The organism is Bradyrhizobium sp. AUGA SZCCT0222 (genome assembly GCF_018130205.1).
GTDB lineage: Bacteria > Pseudomonadota > Alphaproteobacteria > Rhizobiales > Xanthobacteraceae > Bradyrhizobium.
This window is the reverse complement of the sequence record NZ_JAFCLX010000050.1, coordinates 1-17,534: the sequence shown is the minus strand read 5'-3', so window position 1 is coordinate 17,534 and position 17,534 is coordinate 1. Positions and strand designations below refer to the sequence as shown.

At 59.1% G+C, this 17,534-nt stretch carries 17 protein-coding genes and 1 tRNA gene; 8 read left to right on the top strand and 10 right to left on the bottom strand.

What is annotated here, in order from left to right; all coding sequences use genetic code 11:
- Window positions 1-140: 140 nt before the first annotated feature.
- From JQ629_RS30350 to JQ629_RS30340, 3 genes are read left to right on the top strand one after another with little or no spacing between them, the layout of a single operon-like run.
- Window positions 141-707, top strand: a complete 567-nt coding sequence (locus tag JQ629_RS30350) for a hypothetical protein (protein ID WP_249135380.1) — start codon at window positions 141-143, stop codon at window positions 705-707.
- An 8-nt stretch (window positions 708-715) separates the two neighbouring features.
- Window positions 716-2,971, top strand: a complete 2,256-nt coding sequence (locus tag JQ629_RS30345) for a polysaccharide biosynthesis tyrosine autokinase (protein ID WP_212415734.1) — start codon at window positions 716-718, stop codon at window positions 2,969-2,971.
- Window positions 2,955-3,758, top strand: a complete 804-nt coding sequence (locus JQ629_RS30340; RefSeq protein ID WP_212415733.1) for a hypothetical protein — start codon at window positions 2,955-2,957, stop codon at window positions 3,756-3,758. Before JQ629_RS30345 ends, JQ629_RS30340 begins: the two co-directional genes overlap by 17 nt.
- 7 nt (window positions 3,759-3,765) lie before the next feature.
- Here the strand turns inward: JQ629_RS30340 and JQ629_RS30335 are convergent, their stop codons facing one another.
- From JQ629_RS30335 to JQ629_RS30320, 4 genes are all read right to left on the bottom strand, one after another.
- Entirely contained in the window at window positions 3,766-4,155 is a 390-nt protein-coding gene (locus JQ629_RS30335; RefSeq protein WP_212415732.1) for a hypothetical protein, read from the bottom strand.
- Between the two features lie 76 nt (window positions 4,156-4,231).
- Window positions 4,232-5,665 (bottom strand): undecaprenyl-phosphate glucose phosphotransferase, encoded by a 1,434-nt coding sequence (locus tag JQ629_RS30330; RefSeq protein WP_212415731.1) that lies wholly within the window; start codon window positions 5,663-5,665, stop codon window positions 4,232-4,234.
- Window positions 5,666-6,039: 374 nt separating this feature from the next.
- Window positions 6,040-7,053, bottom strand: coding sequence for a UDP-glucose 4-epimerase GalE (galE, locus tag JQ629_RS30325; RefSeq protein WP_212415730.1), 1,014 nt, complete (start codon window positions 7,051-7,053; stop codon window positions 6,040-6,042).
- A gap of 76 nt (window positions 7,054-7,129) precedes the next feature.
- A complete protein-coding gene (locus JQ629_RS30320) occupies window positions 7,130-8,449 on the bottom strand; it encodes a UDP-glucose dehydrogenase family protein (protein WP_212415729.1) in 1,320 nt (439 codons plus the stop codon).
- A gap of 200 nt (window positions 8,450-8,649) precedes the next feature.
- Between JQ629_RS30320 and JQ629_RS37610 the strand changes: the two genes are divergently transcribed.
- The 3 genes from JQ629_RS37610 to JQ629_RS30310 all read left to right on the top strand — a co-directional run bounded on the left by JQ629_RS37610 (window position 8,650) and on the right by JQ629_RS30310 (window position 10,498).
- Complete coding sequence (locus JQ629_RS37610) at window positions 8,650-8,784, top strand: hypothetical protein (protein WP_283814775.1); 135 nt, start codon at window positions 8,650-8,652, stop codon at window positions 8,782-8,784.
- Window positions 8,785-9,355: 571 nt separating this feature from the next.
- Window positions 9,356-10,096 carry a metallophosphoesterase family protein gene (locus tag JQ629_RS30315; protein ID WP_212415728.1) on the top strand — a complete coding sequence of 247 codons (741 nt, stop codon included), beginning with the start codon at window positions 9,356-9,358 and terminating at the stop codon, window positions 10,094-10,096.
- 42 nt (window positions 10,097-10,138) lie between these two features.
- Window positions 10,139-10,498 (top strand): hypothetical protein, encoded by a 360-nt coding sequence (locus tag JQ629_RS30310; RefSeq protein ID WP_212415727.1) that lies wholly within the window; start codon window positions 10,139-10,141, stop codon window positions 10,496-10,498.
- A gap of 66 nt (window positions 10,499-10,564) precedes the next feature.
- Here the strand turns inward: JQ629_RS30310 and JQ629_RS30305 are convergent, their stop codons facing one another.
- The 3 genes from JQ629_RS30305 to JQ629_RS30295 form a co-directional block, all read right to left on the bottom strand.
- Window positions 10,565-10,945, bottom strand: coding sequence for a hypothetical protein (locus tag JQ629_RS30305; protein ID WP_212415726.1), 381 nt, complete (start codon window positions 10,943-10,945; stop codon window positions 10,565-10,567).
- Between the two features lie 291 nt (window positions 10,946-11,236).
- Window positions 11,237-11,653 (bottom strand): hypothetical protein, encoded by a 417-nt coding sequence (locus JQ629_RS30300; RefSeq protein WP_212415725.1) that lies wholly within the window; start codon window positions 11,651-11,653, stop codon window positions 11,237-11,239.
- Window positions 11,654-11,768: 115 nt separating this feature from the next.
- A complete protein-coding gene (locus tag JQ629_RS30295) occupies window positions 11,769-12,056 on the bottom strand; it encodes a hypothetical protein (RefSeq protein WP_212415724.1) in 288 nt (95 codons plus the stop codon).
- A 586-nt stretch (window positions 12,057-12,642) separates the two neighbouring features.
- On the opposite strand from JQ629_RS30295, the gene JQ629_RS30290 reads away from it, so the two are divergent.
- On the top strand, window positions 12,643-12,795 hold the full coding sequence (locus JQ629_RS30290) for a hypothetical protein (RefSeq protein WP_212267189.1): 153 nt from the start codon (window positions 12,643-12,645) through the stop codon (window positions 12,793-12,795).
- Between the two features lie 165 nt (window positions 12,796-12,960).
- On the opposite strand, the gene JQ629_RS30285 is transcribed toward JQ629_RS30290, so the two are convergent.
- The 3 genes from JQ629_RS30285 to JQ629_RS30275 form a co-directional block, all read right to left on the bottom strand.
- Window positions 12,961-13,332 (bottom strand): H-NS histone family protein, encoded by a 372-nt coding sequence (locus tag JQ629_RS30285; protein WP_212267186.1) that lies wholly within the window; start codon window positions 13,330-13,332, stop codon window positions 12,961-12,963.
- A gap of 442 nt (window positions 13,333-13,774) precedes the next feature.
- Window positions 13,775-14,116: a hypothetical protein gene (locus tag JQ629_RS30280; RefSeq protein WP_212415723.1), complete on the bottom strand. Its 342-nt coding sequence runs from the start codon at window positions 14,114-14,116 to the stop codon at window positions 13,775-13,777.
- A gap of 825 nt (window positions 14,117-14,941) precedes the next feature.
- Window positions 14,942-15,018 (bottom strand) — tRNA-Met (locus tag JQ629_RS30275).
- Between the two features lie 302 nt (window positions 15,019-15,320).
- On the opposite strand from JQ629_RS30275, the gene JQ629_RS30270 reads away from it, so the two are divergent.
- Window positions 15,321-16,928 (top strand): GMC family oxidoreductase, encoded by a 1,608-nt coding sequence (locus JQ629_RS30270; protein ID WP_212415722.1) that lies wholly within the window; start codon window positions 15,321-15,323, stop codon window positions 16,926-16,928.
- Window positions 16,929-17,534 lie beyond the last annotated feature (606 nt).

The window sequence follows — 17,534 nt, the reverse complement described above, 5'->3', positions numbered from 1 at the left end:
ACACAGTTCTTTGCCATCATTGCCTTGAACAGGTGATTAAATGCCTGCAGATGTGATTAAACGCCTGACCCGGCGATTAAACACTGAACCTTCGATTAAACCGTATTTCCCCACCAGCCAGCGGTACACGAATGAATGGTATGTCCTTGATTCGACGACAGACTCTTGTGGCTGGGTTCAGGCTTCTGGCAGGCATAGCGCTGCTCCTGGTGATCGCGGCACCATGCCATGCGCAATGCGTCGCGCTGGCTGAGCGCGTCCCCCCGCTTGCCCTGGAGGCCTTCAGCACCTCACCCGGATCGCTGTTGCAACAGCTGCGTAACGACAAGGAAAAACTGGCGGGACGGCTCAGCGGATACCTGGTCACCGATCCGTCACTGCTGCCTGCCGTGGAAAAGCTGGTGAACCAATCATCGGACAAGGATCGCGTGGCAATCGGCTCAGGTCTTTACAGAGCGGAGTCACGCTGTCTCACGACCAAGCCTGAAGCGTCTCGGAAGATAAATGATTTCGTGCGCAAACTGGGAGACCGCGCGGTCTTGATCGGCTATGCGGCCGAGTCCGAACAGTCGGGCGCGGCGGCACCTGCTCAGGCTGCGAAGCCAGCCAATACCGGTTCCGGTCTGCTGACGGGTGAATGGAACACCGAGATATCAGATCCGTTTGCCAAGATACCGGTCCCGCTCAGCCAATCCCGCTACAATTGAGCTTGCAGATGTATCAACCCAGAGACCAGTTCCAGGCGCTCAAGAAGTACGGCATCGAGATTGGCACCACGACGCTGAGCGTCGAGCGTGCCATCGATATCGTGCGCCGGCAGTGGCCACTCATCGCCTCGGTCGTCGCCGGTACGTTGGCGCTTGTCGTCATCTATCTGCTGGTATCGACGCCGATGTATACGGCGAATGCCCGTATTCTGATGGATACGCGCCAGACCCAGGTCCTCGACAAGGAAACCGCTATCAACAGCAACCTTATCGACACAGGATTTGTAGACAGCCAGGTCGAGATCATCGGCTCGGAGGACCTGATCCAGTCGATCGTGCGACGGTTGCGCTTGACGGAGGACCCTGAATTCAACGGATCCGATCCCGGAATAGTGGCGATCATTATCGGTAAGACGCTTTCCCTGTTCGGGTCCGACGGGCCGCCCTCGAAGGAGAGGATCGAGCGCGCGGCCGTCGAGGCGGTACAAAAAAACCTCAAGGTCGAACGCGTACTCACGACCTATGTTCTTTCCCTCAACTACCGTTCCAAGGATGCGGACAAGGCCGCGCGAATCGCGAATGCGATCGCCGACGCCTACATCGTTGGCGCGCTCGAGGCGAAATACCAGTCAACCAAGCGGGCCGGCGAGTGGCTGCAACAGCGCAGCGCCGAACTGCGCGAACAGGCGACCGCGAGCGACCGCGCCGTCCAGACCTTCAAGACAGAGAACAACATCGTTGGCACCAGCCGCGGCTTGATGACCGAGCAGCAGCTATCGGACGTCAATACCCAGCTCATTCAGGCCCGCGCCGCCACTGCCGAAGCCAAGGCTCGTCTCGACAGGATCGAGGCGATTTCGGACAAGGATCTGGCTCAGCCGACCGTCACCGACGCCCTCAACAATTCGGTCATCACCAGACTTCGCGCCCAATATCTCGATCTGGCGGGCCAGTATGCCGATTGGTCGGCGCGCTACGGCAAGACCCATCAGGCATCGATCAATCTCAACAACCGCATGGAAGAGCTGCGCAAGGCGATCGCCGATGAGGTCCGCCGTATCGCCGACGCCTACCGAAGCGATTACGCCATCGCCAAGAGCCGTGAAGCCTCACTTGAGGAAAACATGAAAGGACTGGTCGCCCAGGCCGGCAACACCGGTCAGGCGCAGGTAAGGCTGCGTGATCTCGAAAGTGCCGCCGATACCTATCGCAACCTGTACAACAACTTCCTCGAGAAGCTTCAGCACGCGACGCAAAACCAGAGCTTCCCGATCAGCGAAGCGCGCATCATCGGCACGGCGGTCAAGCCCGACAAGAAGAGTTCGCCCAAAACCCTGCTGGCGCTGGTCGGCGGCCTGGTCGGCGGGCTCTGCTTCGGATTCGGCGCGGCCTTCTCGAAAGAGCTGATGAGTGACGTGCTGCGGTCTCCCGGCGAGGTCGAGGACGAGCTCGGCGTGAAATGCCTCGGCGTGCTTCCCGATTTACATCCGCAGAAGCCGGCCGGGAAGAAGGCGCGCCTGCTGCTGCCGATCGATAGTTCGGCAGCGAAGGGCAAGGACGATTCTTCCCTCTCCCATTATGTCGTCGACCACCCGTTTTCGCGCTACGCCGAAACCCTGCGGAACATCAAGGTTTCCATCGACGTCGCCCGGCTGACCCGCGACGTCCGCGTGATCGGCATCGTCTCTTCGTTGCCGAAGGAGGGAAAGACCACGGTTGCCGCCAATTTTGGCCACCTGATCGCCTTGACCGGTCACCGAACCCTGCTGATCGATGGCGACCTGCACACCCGCTCGCTGACGCGCGAACTGGCACCGAACGCCAAGACCGGCTTGCTTGAAGCGCTCAGGGATCCCCAGTCGCTGGGTCAGCACATCAAGCGCAGCAAGGAAACCGGGTTGGATTTCCTACCGTCCTTCGTCGTCTCGCGCATGGTCAATTCGGCTGACGTGATGGCCTCCAAGGCGATGACGGATATGCTGGCGACGGTGCGCGACAGTTACGACTACATCATCATCGATCTCGCTCCGGTGATGCCGGTGACCGACGCAAAGGCGATCAGCCACCTCCTTGATGCGATGGTCTATGTCATCGAGTGGGGCCGGACGACGCGCAGCGCGTTGCAGGAATCGCTGGCCAGCTCGGAAGCCATCCAAAAGAAACTTCTCGGGGCAGTTCTAAACCGGGCAAACCCCAAGATGCTCAAGCGTATCGAGGCCTATAAGGGCTCACACTACAATAGCTACTATGTCGAAGGCGCCTGAGGCGGCGCTGCCGTATCGGCCATCCCGCCGCCTCCATCGCCGGCTCATGCTGGGCGCCAATATCATTCTCGCCGCCGGCGCACTGGTTTGGGCTGCGCGGGTATCTTCCGACATTGGCGATCCCGCGGTTCCGCTCGTTGCCAGCCGCCTCGCACGCGGCGAGAAGTACGACCCTGCCCTCTTGCGGGGAATGATTGCCTCAAACCTCCCGGCCGCCGAGCGGCAATGCAATTCGAAGACGCTGCGCGAGTTGCTGCTCCTGCAGATCGGACTGGCCGATGAAACGGTGCGTAGCGCCAATCTGCAGCAGGCCGACACCGACACCGCCGGCGTCAACTCCCAGAGCAAGGCGCTGCTTGCGTGCGCCCCCACCGAATCGCTTGGCTGGCTCGGGACGTACTGGTCCAGTATCCGCCAGGAGGGTTTCGGACCGCGCGCGGTAACGCTTCTTGACCAGTCCTATCGCCAGGCGCCCCACGAGGCCTGGCTTCAGCTCATACGCGCGCCATTGGCGCTGCGGAGCTTCAACGCCCTGCCACCCGCCCTGCAGGACGCGGTCGCACAGGACTTCGAAGACATTTTTCAAGCCCGGCTATATCCAAGCGCAGCCATACTCTATCAAGGGGCAACCGCCACTGCCCAAGTGAAACTGCTCGACCGAACCTGTGCCGCTGCGGAAACCGAGCGACTGGTATTTCTTCATTTCGTGTCCGAGAGCGGATTGCAGATCCGCCACCGTTGCTATCCAGCAGGTCCCGCGCCAGCCGTCGATGTACGGCGACCGTGAAAAGACGTTACGGGCTACGGCTTTGCGGCCCCCATGCGACGGGCGCGAAATCGTTCAGGCTTCGCTCATTGGACGACTGGCCCTTGAACATCAGCAGGCCGCGGCTTGTGGCGACGATGTCGCCAGCGCGTAAACTGTCATCCTCCAGAAGTCTTTGGAATGATTCGCGGGCGACGTCCGCATCGGATGGCGTGGGCTGGGCAAAACTCCGCCCTTCACGCCTTCTCTCTTCGATGCGCCGGCGGGCGGCCTCAATATCGGCAAGCCACTGCTCGCGAGACATTCTGGGCTCGCCGGGCTGTTCCGACTCCGACTCGACCTGCGCCATGACTTCAGGCGGAAAAACGCCACCAAAGACAAGTGCCGCAATCAGGACCCTGCATGATGCCAACAGCATCGGAAAATCCTAGACTAGGAGCCCCGAAAGGCAAAGTCCCGGGATCAGCCGCGCGCGGGACGCAACCCGTCCCGGCTCAATAGGCATCCTGATACATCATGACCATCGCGGTCCGGATGATGATCCGCATATCCAGCCATATGCTCCAGTTGCTGACGTACCAGACGTCATACTCGACGCGCTTTTCCATCAGGTCGATGGTCGGCGTTTCGCCGCGGAAGCCGTTGACCTGCGCCCAGCCCGTCAAGCCGGGCTTCATATGATGGCGATACACATAGTTGCTGATCACCTGGTCGTAATAATTGTCATGGGCCAGCGCATGCGGTCGCGGACCGACCAGCGACATTTCCCCGCGCAGCACGTTCCAGAGCTGCGGCAATTCATCGATGCTGGTCTTCCGGAGGAAGCGGCCAACCCGGGTCACCCGCCTGTCCTGCTTGGTCGCTTGGGTAACGGTGTGGCCGTTCTCCGCAACGCTCATGCTGCGAAATTTCCAGATCTCGAAAGGCTTTCCGTTGAAGCCTCGACGGGACTGCCGGAAGATGATGCTGCCCTCTGAATCGAGCTTGATCAAAACCGCTGAGATGATCAACAGAGGCGCCAACATCAAAAGGGCAATCGAGGCGAGGCCGATATCCAGACACCGCTTCTGCGCGCGTTCGAATATCGAAAGCGGAGGCCGCTGAATTTCGATCGCCATCGTTCCGCTGACGGGCATGAACGGCCGCGAAACCAGATCTGCGATCGGGAAATCAGGCAACAACCGAATCGGCTGCGGAACCTGGCGCAGTCGCTGACTCAGCTTCTGAAGCATCGGCAGTTCGTTCCAGTCGATTGCCAGTAGAAACTCCTCGGCGTTCGTCGTGCGCGACTGCCGAATGATGTTCAAAATCTCGGCGTCGAGAGCCGCGTCATCCTGCGTCGCGTTCAACACGAAATGACGCACGACGTCGAAGCCGTTCTTTCGCAAGTCCTTGAAGCGGTTCGAAGTAAAATCGAGCGATTTCAGGCTAAGCAGCACGACCCTGCGGTCAATCAGGTGACCCTTTGCCAGCGAAGACGCCAGGCCAATGCGCCAGGCCGCCCGGTGCGCGCCCAGGCTGACAAGCCCGGTAATCGCGAACACGATGGTCGTACCGCGCGAAAGGCTCGTCGTCGATTTCAGAAGAAAGGCGATGAGAGCCAGAATCGCCAACGACATCATCCAGACGAATACAACCTTCCGCGCCTGCCACATTCCGTTGAACAGACGATGGCTGTCGTAGACGCGCTGGAAAAACGCGATTGCGACGAACGCAACACCGACGATCAGGCCCGCACCAATCGGAACTTCCTGATCGGCTGGCGTTCCCATGAACTGGCGATAAACGACGCCCGCCACCAGATAACTCACCAGGATCAGCAGAAAATCGCCACTGATGAGAAAAATCTGGAACGGGCGCTGCAGGGATGCGCCACGGCTCGCGATCGTCGCCGAGACGTCTTCGGAACCATATGTTGTTGCAGACATCTCAGGCCCTCGTCACTTCCATCACTGCAACCGCCGAAATCGCTGCGACCACCGAACGTTCTGATTTAAATAACCGGGGGCAACGAGCGATGCCGAATAAATCTCGTGGAGGGATTTCCGACAACGCTTTGAGAGAGTGCTAACCAATCGAAGCGAGAGTGTGGCACCGCACCAAAAAAATCAAATGTATTTTTGCATTGCGTCAATGCGGCAATTAAATGATCAGCCTGTGCTATTTAAATATTCAATATGCGCGCCACATGCGCAATGGACCATCAAAAACAGGGCAATTTTTTCCCACCGCGCCATAATTCCAATGCCGCGTCATAATCCTGATAATTATGTGGCGCCGGCGCAGCACGCACTTCGTGCGCTTATCGAGATCGCGCTTCAGAATCAATGCGGGGATGGGCCGATTGATGCCAGGCCCACGAGGACCTCACAACCGTTGCCAGATCCGAGCAAGCAGGACGAAAATCGAGATCCGCGCGAGCTGCCGACGGATCGGCGACCAGAATCGGCGGATCACCAGGCCGACGCGGCTTTGTCACCAGTGGAAGGTTGAGGCCTGTTTCGCGCTCGATGGCCGCCAGCACCTGACGCACCGAGAATCCAGACCCCGTGCCGAGATTGTAGCGGCCGCCCGGAGAGCCGTTCAGCAGGGCATCGAGGGCACGAACATGCGCTGCAGCCAGATCCACCACGTGAATGTAGTCGCGTATCGCCGTACCATCCGGGGTCTCATAATCATCCCCGAAAATCGCAAAGTCGCTGACATGACCTTGCAGGGTCATCATCGCGCGCGGAATGAGATGGGTTTCCGGATCACGAAGTTCGCCGATTGATCCCGACAATTCCGCGCCACAGGCGTTGAAATAGCGCAGACAGAACGAATGCATGCCATAGGCGGAGCGATAATCCGCCAGGATTTGCTCGATCATCCATTTCGAGACGCCGTAAGGGTTCACGGCAACGCCGGCGGCGCCCTCACTGATCGGATCGCGACCCGCATTGCCGTAGACCGCTCCGGTACTCGAAAAGACCAGGCGGCGGCATTTCTGCTCAAGCATCGCTTTCAATAGCGACAATGTTCCGCAAACATTGTTCAGATAATATTTCTGGGGCGCGGAGACGGATTCACCCACCTGGCTGAATGCAGCAAAATGCATCACGGCGACGACGTCGTGGGACGCGATCGCTTCGGCCACTCGCGCCGTGTCACTGACGTCGCCCTCGACAAAAGGACCCCACTTCACGAAGCTGCGGTGACCGGTCGACAGGTTATCGAAGCATACCGGGACGTAGCCGGCCTCCGACAAAGCCTTGCAGCAGTGCGCGCCGATATAACCGGCTCCTCCGGTCACGAGAATGGCAGGGCCTTGGGACACAGGTTTCTCCACGAAAGCAGTACTTGGATTGAGAAGCGGTAGTTGCCTTCAGGCGGACGTTGGCATCGCGTTCACGCTAGCCCGCTGCTTTCGTTTGGCGCCCGACGCTTTGGTACAGGAATCCCCTGCCGGTCAGATCATCCGGATTGTATACGTTTCGCAGATCGATCACGACCGGAGCCGCCATCTCCTGCTTTAGCCGATCAAGATCGAGGGCTCGAAATTGCTCCCACTCGGTCACGATGACCAATGCGTCGGCGCCCTCGGCGCAGCTGTAGGCGTTTTCGTGATACTCGATGTCAGGCATCTCCAATCGGGCCTGTTCCATGCCCACCGGATCGAACGCCCGAACCGTCGCGCCCAAGTCGCGGAGCGCCGTAATCAGCGGTATCGAGGGGGCCTCTCTCATGTCGTCGGTATTGGGCTTGAAGGTCAAGCCGAGGACAGCAACTGTTTTTCCGCGAAGGTTGCCACCGAATGGCGCGGCCACTTTGCGGGCCATGGCGCGTTTGCGGGTGTCGTTGACCGAATTCACCGCTTCCAGAATCCTTAGCGGAACGTCGTAGTCCTGCGCAGTCTTGATCAGCGCACGGGTGTCCTTGGGAAAACACGAGCCACCGTAACCAGGACCGGCATGAAGGAATTTCGATCCGATGCGATTGTCCAAGCCTATGCCGCGGGCAATCTCCTGAACGTCCGCGCCGACCTTTTCCGCCAGATCGGCGATCTCGTTGATGAAGGTGATCTTGGTAGCCAGAAATGCATTGGCCGCATACTTGATGAGTTCGGCGGTACGACGCCCGGTGTACATGATCGGCGCCTGATTCAAATAAAGCGGCCGGTATATCTCGCCGATCACCTTGCGCGCGCGCGGATCTTCAGTGCCCACGACGATGCGGTCCGGATGCTTGAAGTCGCGCACGGCCGCGCCTTCGCGCAGAAACTCCGGATTCGATGCGACGGCGACATCGGCCGAAGGATTCACCTGCTCGATGATTCGCTCGACCTCATCGCCTGTGCCCACCGGGACGGTCGATTTCGTGATGATGACGGTAAAACCCTGGACGGATTTCGCAATTTCTCGCGACGCCGCATAAACATAGCTGAGATCCGCGTGACCATCGCCGCGCCGCGACGGCGTGCCGACTGCGATAAAGACAACGTCGGCTTCGCCTACCGGTCCCGCAAGGTCGGTCGTGAAGACGAGTCGGCCTTCGCGCGCGTTGGTTTGGACAACGCGGTCAAGATCGGGCTCGAATATCGGAATTTCGCCGCGCTGTAGCGATGCGATCTTGGCCTCGTCCTTGTCCACGCAAGTGACGTGGTGTCCAAAGTCGGCGAAACAGGCACCCGAAACCAATCCAACGTATCCCGTTCCCACAACAACAACGCGCATGAGCTGAGCACTTTCTTTTTCCGGTATTTAATTCCCGACAGCGAAGGCTTTAAATTAACCATGGAAGCGGGTCAAACCTACCCCTTCGATTGAAGAGGCAGCCCGATTTCCCAGCGCTCGGCGCAAAATCCGGGATTGTCCTGCAAACGCAGCACTGACACGAAACAAAAGGTCTGGAAGCAAGGGACGACGGAAATTAAATGCGCAACGTTGATCGGTTCAACGCGATCCAGAAAATTTACCGCGCTGAGCGCCCGTCGGCGAGCATCTCCCCGGCAACCGGCTTGGCATCAGAATTTCAAGCAATTTCAATGGCTAAATTAAGCCAATTTTAGGGAGGCCAGCGTTAGGAAACACAGTAGTTTGTATGGAGTAGGTGGTGTGACCACACTGGCCATTTGCAGTACCTTGATTGGATTGGTTCTTGGAATTCGCTTCCGGTTTCTGATTCTGGTGCCCATTCTTTTCGTTGGATCGGTTTCACTGGCGACGATTTCGATGACACAGGGCCAGACCCTGCTCCAGGCAATTTCAGCGATAGTGGTTTTCGCAGCGCTTCTCCAGGTTGGATACGCATGCACAGCGCTGTTGAAGTCCTTCGCAAGGGCTCCCCGTGCCGACAGGACGGTGCCCCATGCCGGCGTCGTCGTTGTCCGGAAGTCCTGATCCTCGATAAGGGGCGATTGCAAGCCCACCACAGGACGCACGTCAGCCAGGCTGTCCCTGCGGCCTGATCCGGCCGCGTCAGTGAGGCAACGCCGTTGCGCGGCTTGCGTCGAACACGGGACTCGCCCGGCGTCCTGCCAAACCTGTATCAGGATGATATATTCATCCCAGGCGATTAATGCCAAGGTGAGGATTCGCGTGGCCTCGAGCCCGGGACGCCTTTGAGAGTATATTATCCCGATGTTGTCAGCACTGCGCCATGCGAAGCCGATGGCGAAGCCAAGGTTGCCGGACGGGGTTCGCATCTACGCCATCAGCGATATTCACGGCTGCGCGCATCTACTTGATCAAATGCTCCGGGTCATCGACGCCGACGTTGCACACAGCAGGCCACGTCACGCGATAGAAGTCTTCATGGGCGATTACATCGACCGCGGGCCGGATTCGCGCTCAACGCTCGACCTCCTGATTGAACGTTCCCAACGCGGAAACGCGGTCTTCCTGAAGGGCAATCACGAAGCCTTTCTTGACGACGTCTTTCGCGATCCCGGCCGCATGGGGAATTGGTTTCAGGTCGGTGGACTGGAAACATTGATGTCCTACGGACTTTCCCCGTCGGTCAATCCGGACGCCGACGAGCAGCATGCATTAATGAGAGAGCTATCCGAGGTAATGCCGGCGCGCCATCGCGACTTTCTGGGGCGCTTGCGTCTCAACTTCTCTTGCGGCGATTTCTTTTTTGTTCATGCAGGTGTTCGACCGGGCATCCGGCTGGCTGAGCAGCGGGAGGAAGACCTGCTTTGGATCCGAGAGGATTTTCTTCAGCATAAGAAGCGGTTCAGCAAATATATTGTTCATGGTCATACACCGGTTCGCAGTGCAGAGATTTTGGCAAACCGCGCCAACATAGATACGGGCGCCTACGCCACCGGCAATTTGACGCTGCTCTCAATCCAGGGTTCCAGCCTGCTGGCAATCTGAGCATCGCTTGCCCCGGGGCACTGGCGTCCCAGGCAATTGCGGATGGCCAGCCGTCGCGCCGTCCGGGTCGCCAGCCTTGGGGCTCGCTGGGTGCGGCCATGGCTGATCCAGGCAATGGGCTGCGATTGGCGCCGGATTCATGCCGACCGAGACGGCATCCCCGTTAGGGAACTGCGGATTGCTCAGAAGTCAGGCTGGGAAGCTGACCGTTCTTCAATTACGATTAAAATAATCACGCGCGAAGCAACGGCTATCGGGCGGCAAAAAAAGGGGAGGATGTCCTATGCGAGTTGGGCTCGAGATCAACTTCGCCTTATGGGGAATGATTATCTGCGTGGTGATCGCGGCGCTTCAAACCTTCGCGTTCCTGTGAACGCCTTGGCGTTGCGGCGCCTTGCCTGAAGACCCGTTCCGGAATGAGCCCGGCGCGAATTTGTTCGCAGCCAGCTTTTCAGTGCTGCCGTCGGACTATGGGCTGACGACGACCAGGTAAACGGTGAGCATTCCCACGCTGACCATGCCGATGGCGAGCGCCGATCGCAGCGCCTGGATGCGCGGAGACATTCCAGCCATCCGCCGGGCTCGGCGAGGACCGTTTGAGCTGACGTCGCGTGGCCGGCGCGCGTGGAGCGACTCGCTGCTGCCTGCGTCGATGATCCGGCGCCTGTCGGTGAAGGTCGCATGATGTCTTAGATATAGTTCGAGGAGCCGCAATTCGCGCGTCAAATCCCTCGCAACGTCCTGCCACCGAAGCAGCGCTTCGAGTTCCAGGGTTTCCTCCAGAGTGAGGCCGGCAATGGCAATCCGTCCATCGTCCGCAACCCGATATCGGAAATCCTCTGGATCCATGCAATCAACCCTCAGGCAATGCCTTTCCAGTTTAAAATCGGGATTCGTAAAGCGCGGATCGTAGCGTCCTCCGGCGCACGGCGAGAGTCCAAATGATCGCCAAGGCGATGGTCGATTGCTGCGCAGCCTGGGAGTTTCGAAGGCAAGTCGGTCGCGGACCGAGACCCGATCCGGGAGATCAACGGCGTTTGGCAAGGCGTACAGCGCGATCCGACGCCTGTTGTCTTGAGGGACCGGTACTGACTGGGCAGAATCTGGTCCCCGGAAAATGGCGCTGCGGCCGCGCAAGACTTACGCGGCGGGTGCAGGAGGCTTGAAGTCCGGAAAGCGGCTAAGCAAAGCAGCCTTCAAAAACTTGAAGTGGGCTATCGTTGTCGCAAGTTCCTGAAGCCGGCGCTGTCCGTTGGAGATCTCGTTGCCGAACAAGGTCTGGTGATGGCTGTCGAGTGCGTCGCGCTCAAGGTACTCGTCGGTGCCATTTCCGAATGTCACCGCAGCGCGCGCCAGGACGTCTTCGACGCGCCGGCTGAGGCCCGATTGCTCCTGCTCCGCCTCACGAATGGAAGCATCCAGCGCGCCCAGAATGGAGCTGACCCGTAACCGGTCGGTGTCGAGATCACGTCCGGCCGACCGAACCCTGAAATCCCGGTCCCCCGATCGATCGCCAGCTTGCTTTTGCGCGCGAGTCCGTGAGAGCAGCTGAAACATCGTAATGCCCGTCCCGTTGGCGCCGCCACGGCAGCATAATGCCCTAGGTCACTCGATCCTGGTTAATAATTATTTAATGCCGAGGACAGCTCCGTGGGCATCCGGCATCTTCCCTTCAAATGTCGTTGATCCGGTTCGTACCATCGCGGCAAGCATCGATGCCACTCAATGCGTCCGTCGATTCACTGCTCGGTCTGCGCAAGCCGGGATCTGCCGGTCCATGCCGTCCATGCCCATGCTCGCGATGATGGACGCGATCCTGCTGCTCGGGGAGCTCTCGCCATACGTCCCGCGAAATTTTTCGTTCATGGCCTTCGACGCGGACGATCAAGTGTTCACCGTCTGAGCGAACAAAGGACGCGACCGCACCGTCCCACAGCTTAGCCAGGAAAATGTCTGCCATTCGCGCTCCCATAACTCGGATCGGCCGCGCAGCCAATCCTGCACAATTTGATAGTTGATTGCCCGCTGCTCGCGCGCATGACGCCCATGGAAAGCGATTCGATCGAATCCGAATTCACCGGGCCCTGCATCCTGCCCGTCGGTCAGGAAAGAAACCAGGTCACCAGGTTCAAAAAGATGGAGCCGAGAAAGTACATCCACACCGCCATTACCAGCAGTATCAGCCCTAGGAATCCTCCCGTGAAAAACTTCTCTTTGGCCCTGACAACAAACGGGATTCTTTCCGGCCGCTGCAGCATTTTGGCGCGCTCTGCTTGTTTGGAGAAATGAGAACGAGGTGCTGAACTTGATCAGCTCGTGGCACACCCTCTAGTGGCGCACTGTGTTCAGTAAATGTCGATCAGCTCGGTGATCAAATAAAATCTGATTCCTAATCCAAATGTGGCTTGGGCAGTTGAATTTTAAAATTTGATCGGAGTAATATCTATTTAAATGCCGGGAGCAAGACAGCTCTCGCGAGATGGCATCTCAGTCCGTTTTAGCCTTCTCCTCGACGGACAAAACTTCCTGATATTCGCGGATCGATCATGCAGCAGGCTTCTCTGAGCGACAGATATGTGGATTTTGCCAATCACTGCCTGCAGCTGGCCGCCACGACGACCGATGAACAATCGCGCCGGATGCTGCGCGAGATGGCAACCAAATGGCTCGAACTGGCCGAGGTGGCACTGGCCGGCTAGGCCGTCGACCGGCGAAGCGGGAAGATGATTTCCAGCGCGCCCACCCGCCGCGCGCTCGAGGCAGTCACCCTTGCGCGGCAGGCCCAGCGGATGGCCCGGCCGATTTGCGGCGCGCTGAATGACGTCCGCGGCAGCGAACGTGCGTTGGGGCCGAACTTCTGCGGTCTACCGGGTGCTCGCGCGCTTGCGCTTGACGCGATCAATCAGAAAATCATTCATCTTCTTGCCGGCCTTGAGCTGCAATACCATCCAGCGCGGCTGCTTGCCTCGACCGGCCCACGTTTCGGACGGGTCAGATGGATTCTGGAATTTGGGAAGCACCGGAGGATATTTTCGGCGAGCGGCTCGGCGTTCCGCCACTTGCCGATCCGGCCGTTTGATTTTCGCCATCATGCCGCTGTTCAGCTTCGCAAGGCGTTGCTCCAGCTCACGTTTTTCACTCGTTATTTTTTCGGCCAGGATATTGCCGACCTGCTCATGGAGGGCCCACAACTCATCCATGGAAAATGACGAGAGATTGAATTTGCGAAACTTCATTTCTTCTCCCTGCAATATTTTTTCTGGCGACTTATTTGTTCGCTCAGTTGTATTCCCATTCAATACTTCGCAAAATTACCACATTTGATTAGGGGAAATACGGGTTCGCATCAAAAAAATTTCTCGTAGGAGGCAATTTGGAGGACAAATTTGCCCGCCACAACATCCAATGGTTGCCTCCTATTAATGATACAATCTTTTGAAGTTGGCCGGAGCCGGTGCAAATCGGAATCCGGCTCGGCATCTTCCCGATCGGGGCCTTTTGAATACCAGTGAGCCCGGCACCGGCATTTCGGCGTGCGCGACCGATCTGCGCCCCCCGAAAAGAAGCGCTGCAAAGAAGGGCGCCCATGTGATGGGACCTGTCGGCATGCACCTCGCAATCGGGCGCGGAAACGCGCATTCCCGAGTTTTCAAGCGACAGCGACGATCGAACGATGCCCTAACGCATCCGCCCGTTTGCGCGAACCCTGCTGGGCTCCAGGGGCGCCAGTGACTGCCGTTGCCGAAGCGTGATCGCGCGGCGCAAGGCCAGATTCTCCTCAAGCTGCTGGGCGAGTTGCAAACGCGTCTCGTAGATATTGCGGAGGGAGGAATCCTGCAGCTGAATTTCACGTCCAAGGTGTTCACCGGCGGAAAAATCCTGATCGTCATCACATCGCATTGGTGAACTCATCTTCCATTCCACTTTGTTTGGCGGGCTGTATTGGCGCAGAGTTGCGACAATAAAGCGACAAGCGCGCGGTTCCAGCGCACAGAAAATAAAAAGCACAAGGCGTGCCACCCGGCGAGCTTCTGCAACAACGCAACCGACCCATGCAATCAATGAATAACAGACATACTCAAATAGGAGCCCGACGAATCGCCCCAAGCGCGGGGACACCAATCCAAATCGGAATGCTAGAGCGCCGAGCGATCTCGAACGGGAAATGCCGCTGTCGACCCACCTTCGGCTGCGAGCCAGGCACTCCAGCCGATTTCGTGTTTGCGATAAAGCTCGAACCATCGCCTCTCTTCGGGCGTCGTTGGCTCGCCATCCGGAGTCCAGGTGGCGTTGCCTGAATCGCCTTCGACAGAAAGATGGTCCAGCCGTTCGAACTCACGTGTCTCCTCTACCGTCAACCCGATGAGGGTGTAAGGCTGCGCGATGTTTGCCTGATATCGCCTTGGAAAGATTCTTCGTTCACAACTCACGTGCACCACTCCCACCAAGCGGCCCCGCGTGATGCTAACCTTTTCACGCTTCGCTTTCGTGGTGAAAGAATTGTCTGTCGTCGGAAGATTTAGGCAGCGCATTGCTTAGTGAGTACTCATAGCGATGGGATTTGCAGTACAGCTGTCGGGTGCAGCACGACAACGTATATGCGCGAAGATCGGCCGGCGCTATTCGTTCGCTCGTTGAGAGTCGGAACGCCGCGGTGGCACGCGGCACACATCAGGCAGGCGTTGAGACCTTCCGCCAATCGCCTGCGCATCCAAGCCACCGATTTGACGCCGCGCGATTCGCCCGCACGGGATTGGCCCGATGGCCGGGATCGGCGAGCCGGCCCTCGGGATCGGCGACCCCAAAGAAAAACCCTTCCAGGTCGATGACCTGGAAGGGCTAATTTGGTTGCGGGGATAGGATTTGAACCTATGACCTTCAGGTTATGAGCCTGACGAGCTACCGGGCTGCTCCACCCCGCGTTAAACCGTTGCGCGCCTTCCCATAAACCGAACCCGAAGCGAAAGCGGCCAACGCTTTTGGGCGTCGATCGTTCCCGTCCAGAGGCTTCCTGAGAAGGCAACCCGGGCAATGCCCCTGGGTGCGAGGGGTATGTATCAACGCAAGCCTGCTTTGGAAAGGCCCATGGTGCAGTTTTTGAGGTTTTTGTGACGCCAAAAACGGCACGAAACGGCCTCGGGAAGCCGCCCTTGCCATCAAAGGCGCAAAAGCGGAACTTTGACGCAACAAAAGTCCACAAAAACATCATTATCGGGGGCGGCGCGTGACGGACATATTCGATTTCGTGGTGGTGGGGGGCGGCTCCGGCGGCTGCACGGTGGCGGGACGGCTTTCGGAGGACCCAAAGACGTCGGTGGCGTTGCTGGATGCCGGCGGCAAGAACGACAATTGGGTGGTCACCACGCCGTTCGCGCTGGCGCTGATGGTGACCGGCACCATCAACAATTGGGCCTTCAACACCGTGCCGCAGGCCGGCCTCAACGGCCGCATCGGCTATCAGCCGCGCGGCAAGGGGCTCGGCGGCTCGTCCGCGATCAACGCCATGGTCTATATCCGCGGCCACCGCAGCGACTACGACCAATGGGCCTCGCTCGGCAATGCCGGCTGGTCGTTCTCCGACGTGCTGCCTTTTTTCAAGCGCGCGGAAAACAACGCCGATTTCGACGGCGAATATCACGGCAAGGGCGGCCCGCTCGCCGTCAACAAACTGCGCACCGAAAATCCGGTGCAGCAGATCTTCCTGCAGGCGGCGCAGGAAGGCCAATTCCGGATCCGCGAGGATTTCAACGCCGAGGACCATGAAGGCCTCGGCATCTACCAGGTGACGCAGAAGAACGGCGAACGCTGGAGCGCGGCGCGCGCCTATATCCATCCGCATATGAATAGCCGCGCCAATCTGCGCGTCGAGACCGGCGCGCAAGCCACGCGCATCCTGTTCGAGGGCAAACGCGCGGTCGGCGTCGAATACCGCCAGGGCAAGGAGTTGAAGCAGCTCCGCGCCCGGCGCGAGGTGATCGTCGCCTCCGGCGCGTTCCAGACCCCGCAGCTGCTGATGCTGTCCGGCGTCGGCGACAGCGCGGCGCTGGGCAAGCACGGCATCGCAAGCGTGCATCATTTGCCCGGCGTCGGACAGAACTTGCAGGACCATCCTGACTTCGTGTTCGGCTACCTGTCCGACAATCCGAATTTTAACGGCCTTTCGCTCAAGGCCCTGCCGCGGCTGCTCCGGGGTATCAGCCAGTACCGGCGCGAGCGCCGCGGGCCGATGACGTCGAATTTCGCCGAATGCGGCGGTTTCCTGAAAACCCGGCCCGACCTCGACGTGCCCGACGTGCAATTGCATTTCGGCATGGCGCTGACCGACGATCACGGCCGCAAGCGCCACAAGGGCACGGGCTTCTCGCTCCATGTCTGTCAGCTGCGGCCGAAGAGCCGCGGCCATGTCGCGCTCGGCAGCGCCGATCCTCTTGCGCCGCCGCTGATCGATCCGAATTTCCTCGGCCATCCCGACGATCTCGAAACCATGGTCGGCGGTTACAAAATCACAAAGCGGTTGCTGGACACGCCGGCGCTGCGCGCGCTGCAGAAAAAGGAAATGTTCACCGAGGGCGTGCGCACGGACGACGACATCCGCAAGCTTCTGCGCGCCCGTGTCGATACCGTCTATCACCCGGTCGGCACGGCCAAGATGGGCGTTGGCGACCCGATGGCGGTGGTCGATCCCAAGCTGAAAGTGTACGGCCTGGAAGGCCTGCGTATCGTCGACGCCTCCGTGATGCCGACCTTGATCGGCGGCAACACCAACGCGCCGACCATCATGATCGGCGAGAAGGCGGCCGACATGATCAAGGCCGAGATGCGGGCGGGGTGATCTATCAGTTGTCATCACCACAGGCGCTCCAGTATGCCAATCACTATCCGTCGTCCCGGCGAAGGCCGGGACCCATAACCACAGGCGGTAATTGCTTTTGCACGCTGGTCGTCATCTTCCTTTTTCAATAACAGGGGCCGCGGCGTATGGGTCCCGGCCTTCGCCGGGACGACAAAAATTATTCTCGCGGCGCATTACGCCCGAGCTTTGCCAGAAACTTCCCGCCCTCTCATCAAGAGGGCGCAGGGAAGACCGGGTGCGCGCTGCACCCGCGGTCTCGCGTGCGGTTTGCACAAAACAAAGTGCACACGAGCATACAGGGCAGCGGAGAACACCCGGCCTTCCCTGCGCAATGGCTTTACGGCTTATGCCGTGCTCTCCCCGGAGACGAGTTCTTGGTTGACTCCGTCGCTGCCGTTCCCGCTTGCGCTTCTCCGACAGCTTGACGCCTGCAACGGGCGCCAGGACCACACGGTTTTGCCGTACGCTTATCCACGCCGTCGTCGAGGCGTAAACCAGCGTCCACCGCAACCCGCCCAACGTCCGTGACGACGGCCGACGCCCTTCTGAGTAGGACGGGATGGGCGAATATATGCACCTGATTTG

Bases quoted from the DNA above. Each gene is read 5' to 3' on its own strand.
- JQ629_RS30350 (WP_249135380.1), top strand. From the start codon at position 141: ATGTCCTTGATTCGACGACAGACTCTTGTGGCTGGGTTCAGGCTTCTG.
- JQ629_RS30345 (WP_212415734.1), top strand. From the start codon at position 716: ATGTATCAACCCAGAGACCAGTTCCAGGCGCTCAAGAAGTACGGCATC.
- JQ629_RS30340 (WP_212415733.1), top strand. From the start codon at position 2,955: ATGTCGAAGGCGCCTGAGGCGGCGCTGCCGTATCGGCCATCCCGCCGC.
- JQ629_RS30335 (WP_212415732.1), bottom strand. From the start codon at position 4,155: ATGCTGTTGGCATCATGCAGGGTCCTGATTGCGGCACTTGTCTTTGGT.
- JQ629_RS30330 (WP_212415731.1), bottom strand. From the start codon at position 5,665: ATGTCTGCAACAACATATGGTTCCGAAGACGTCTCGGCGACGATCGCG.
- JQ629_RS30320 (WP_212415729.1), bottom strand. From the start codon at position 8,449: ATGCGCGTTGTTGTTGTGGGAACGGGATACGTTGGATTGGTTTCGGGT.
- JQ629_RS37610 (WP_283814775.1), top strand. From the start codon at position 8,650: ATGCGCAACGTTGATCGGTTCAACGCGATCCAGAAAATTTACCGCGCT.
- JQ629_RS30315 (WP_212415728.1), top strand. From the start codon at position 9,356: ATGTTGTCAGCACTGCGCCATGCGAAGCCGATGGCGAAGCCAAGGTTG.
- JQ629_RS30310 (WP_212415727.1), top strand. From the start codon at position 10,139: ATGGCCAGCCGTCGCGCCGTCCGGGTCGCCAGCCTTGGGGCTCGCTGG.
- JQ629_RS30305 (WP_212415726.1), bottom strand. From the start codon at position 10,945: ATGGATCCAGAGGATTTCCGATATCGGGTTGCGGACGATGGACGGATT.
- JQ629_RS30300 (WP_212415725.1), bottom strand. From the start codon at position 11,653: ATGTTTCAGCTGCTCTCACGGACTCGCGCGCAAAAGCAAGCTGGCGAT.
- JQ629_RS30295 (WP_212415724.1), bottom strand. From the start codon at position 12,056: ATGGCAGACATTTTCCTGGCTAAGCTGTGGGACGGTGCGGTCGCGTCC.
- JQ629_RS30290 (WP_212267189.1), top strand. From the start codon at position 12,643: ATGCAGCAGGCTTCTCTGAGCGACAGATATGTGGATTTTGCCAATCAC.
- JQ629_RS30285 (WP_212267186.1), bottom strand. From the start codon at position 13,332: ATGAAGTTTCGCAAATTCAATCTCTCGTCATTTTCCATGGATGAGTTG.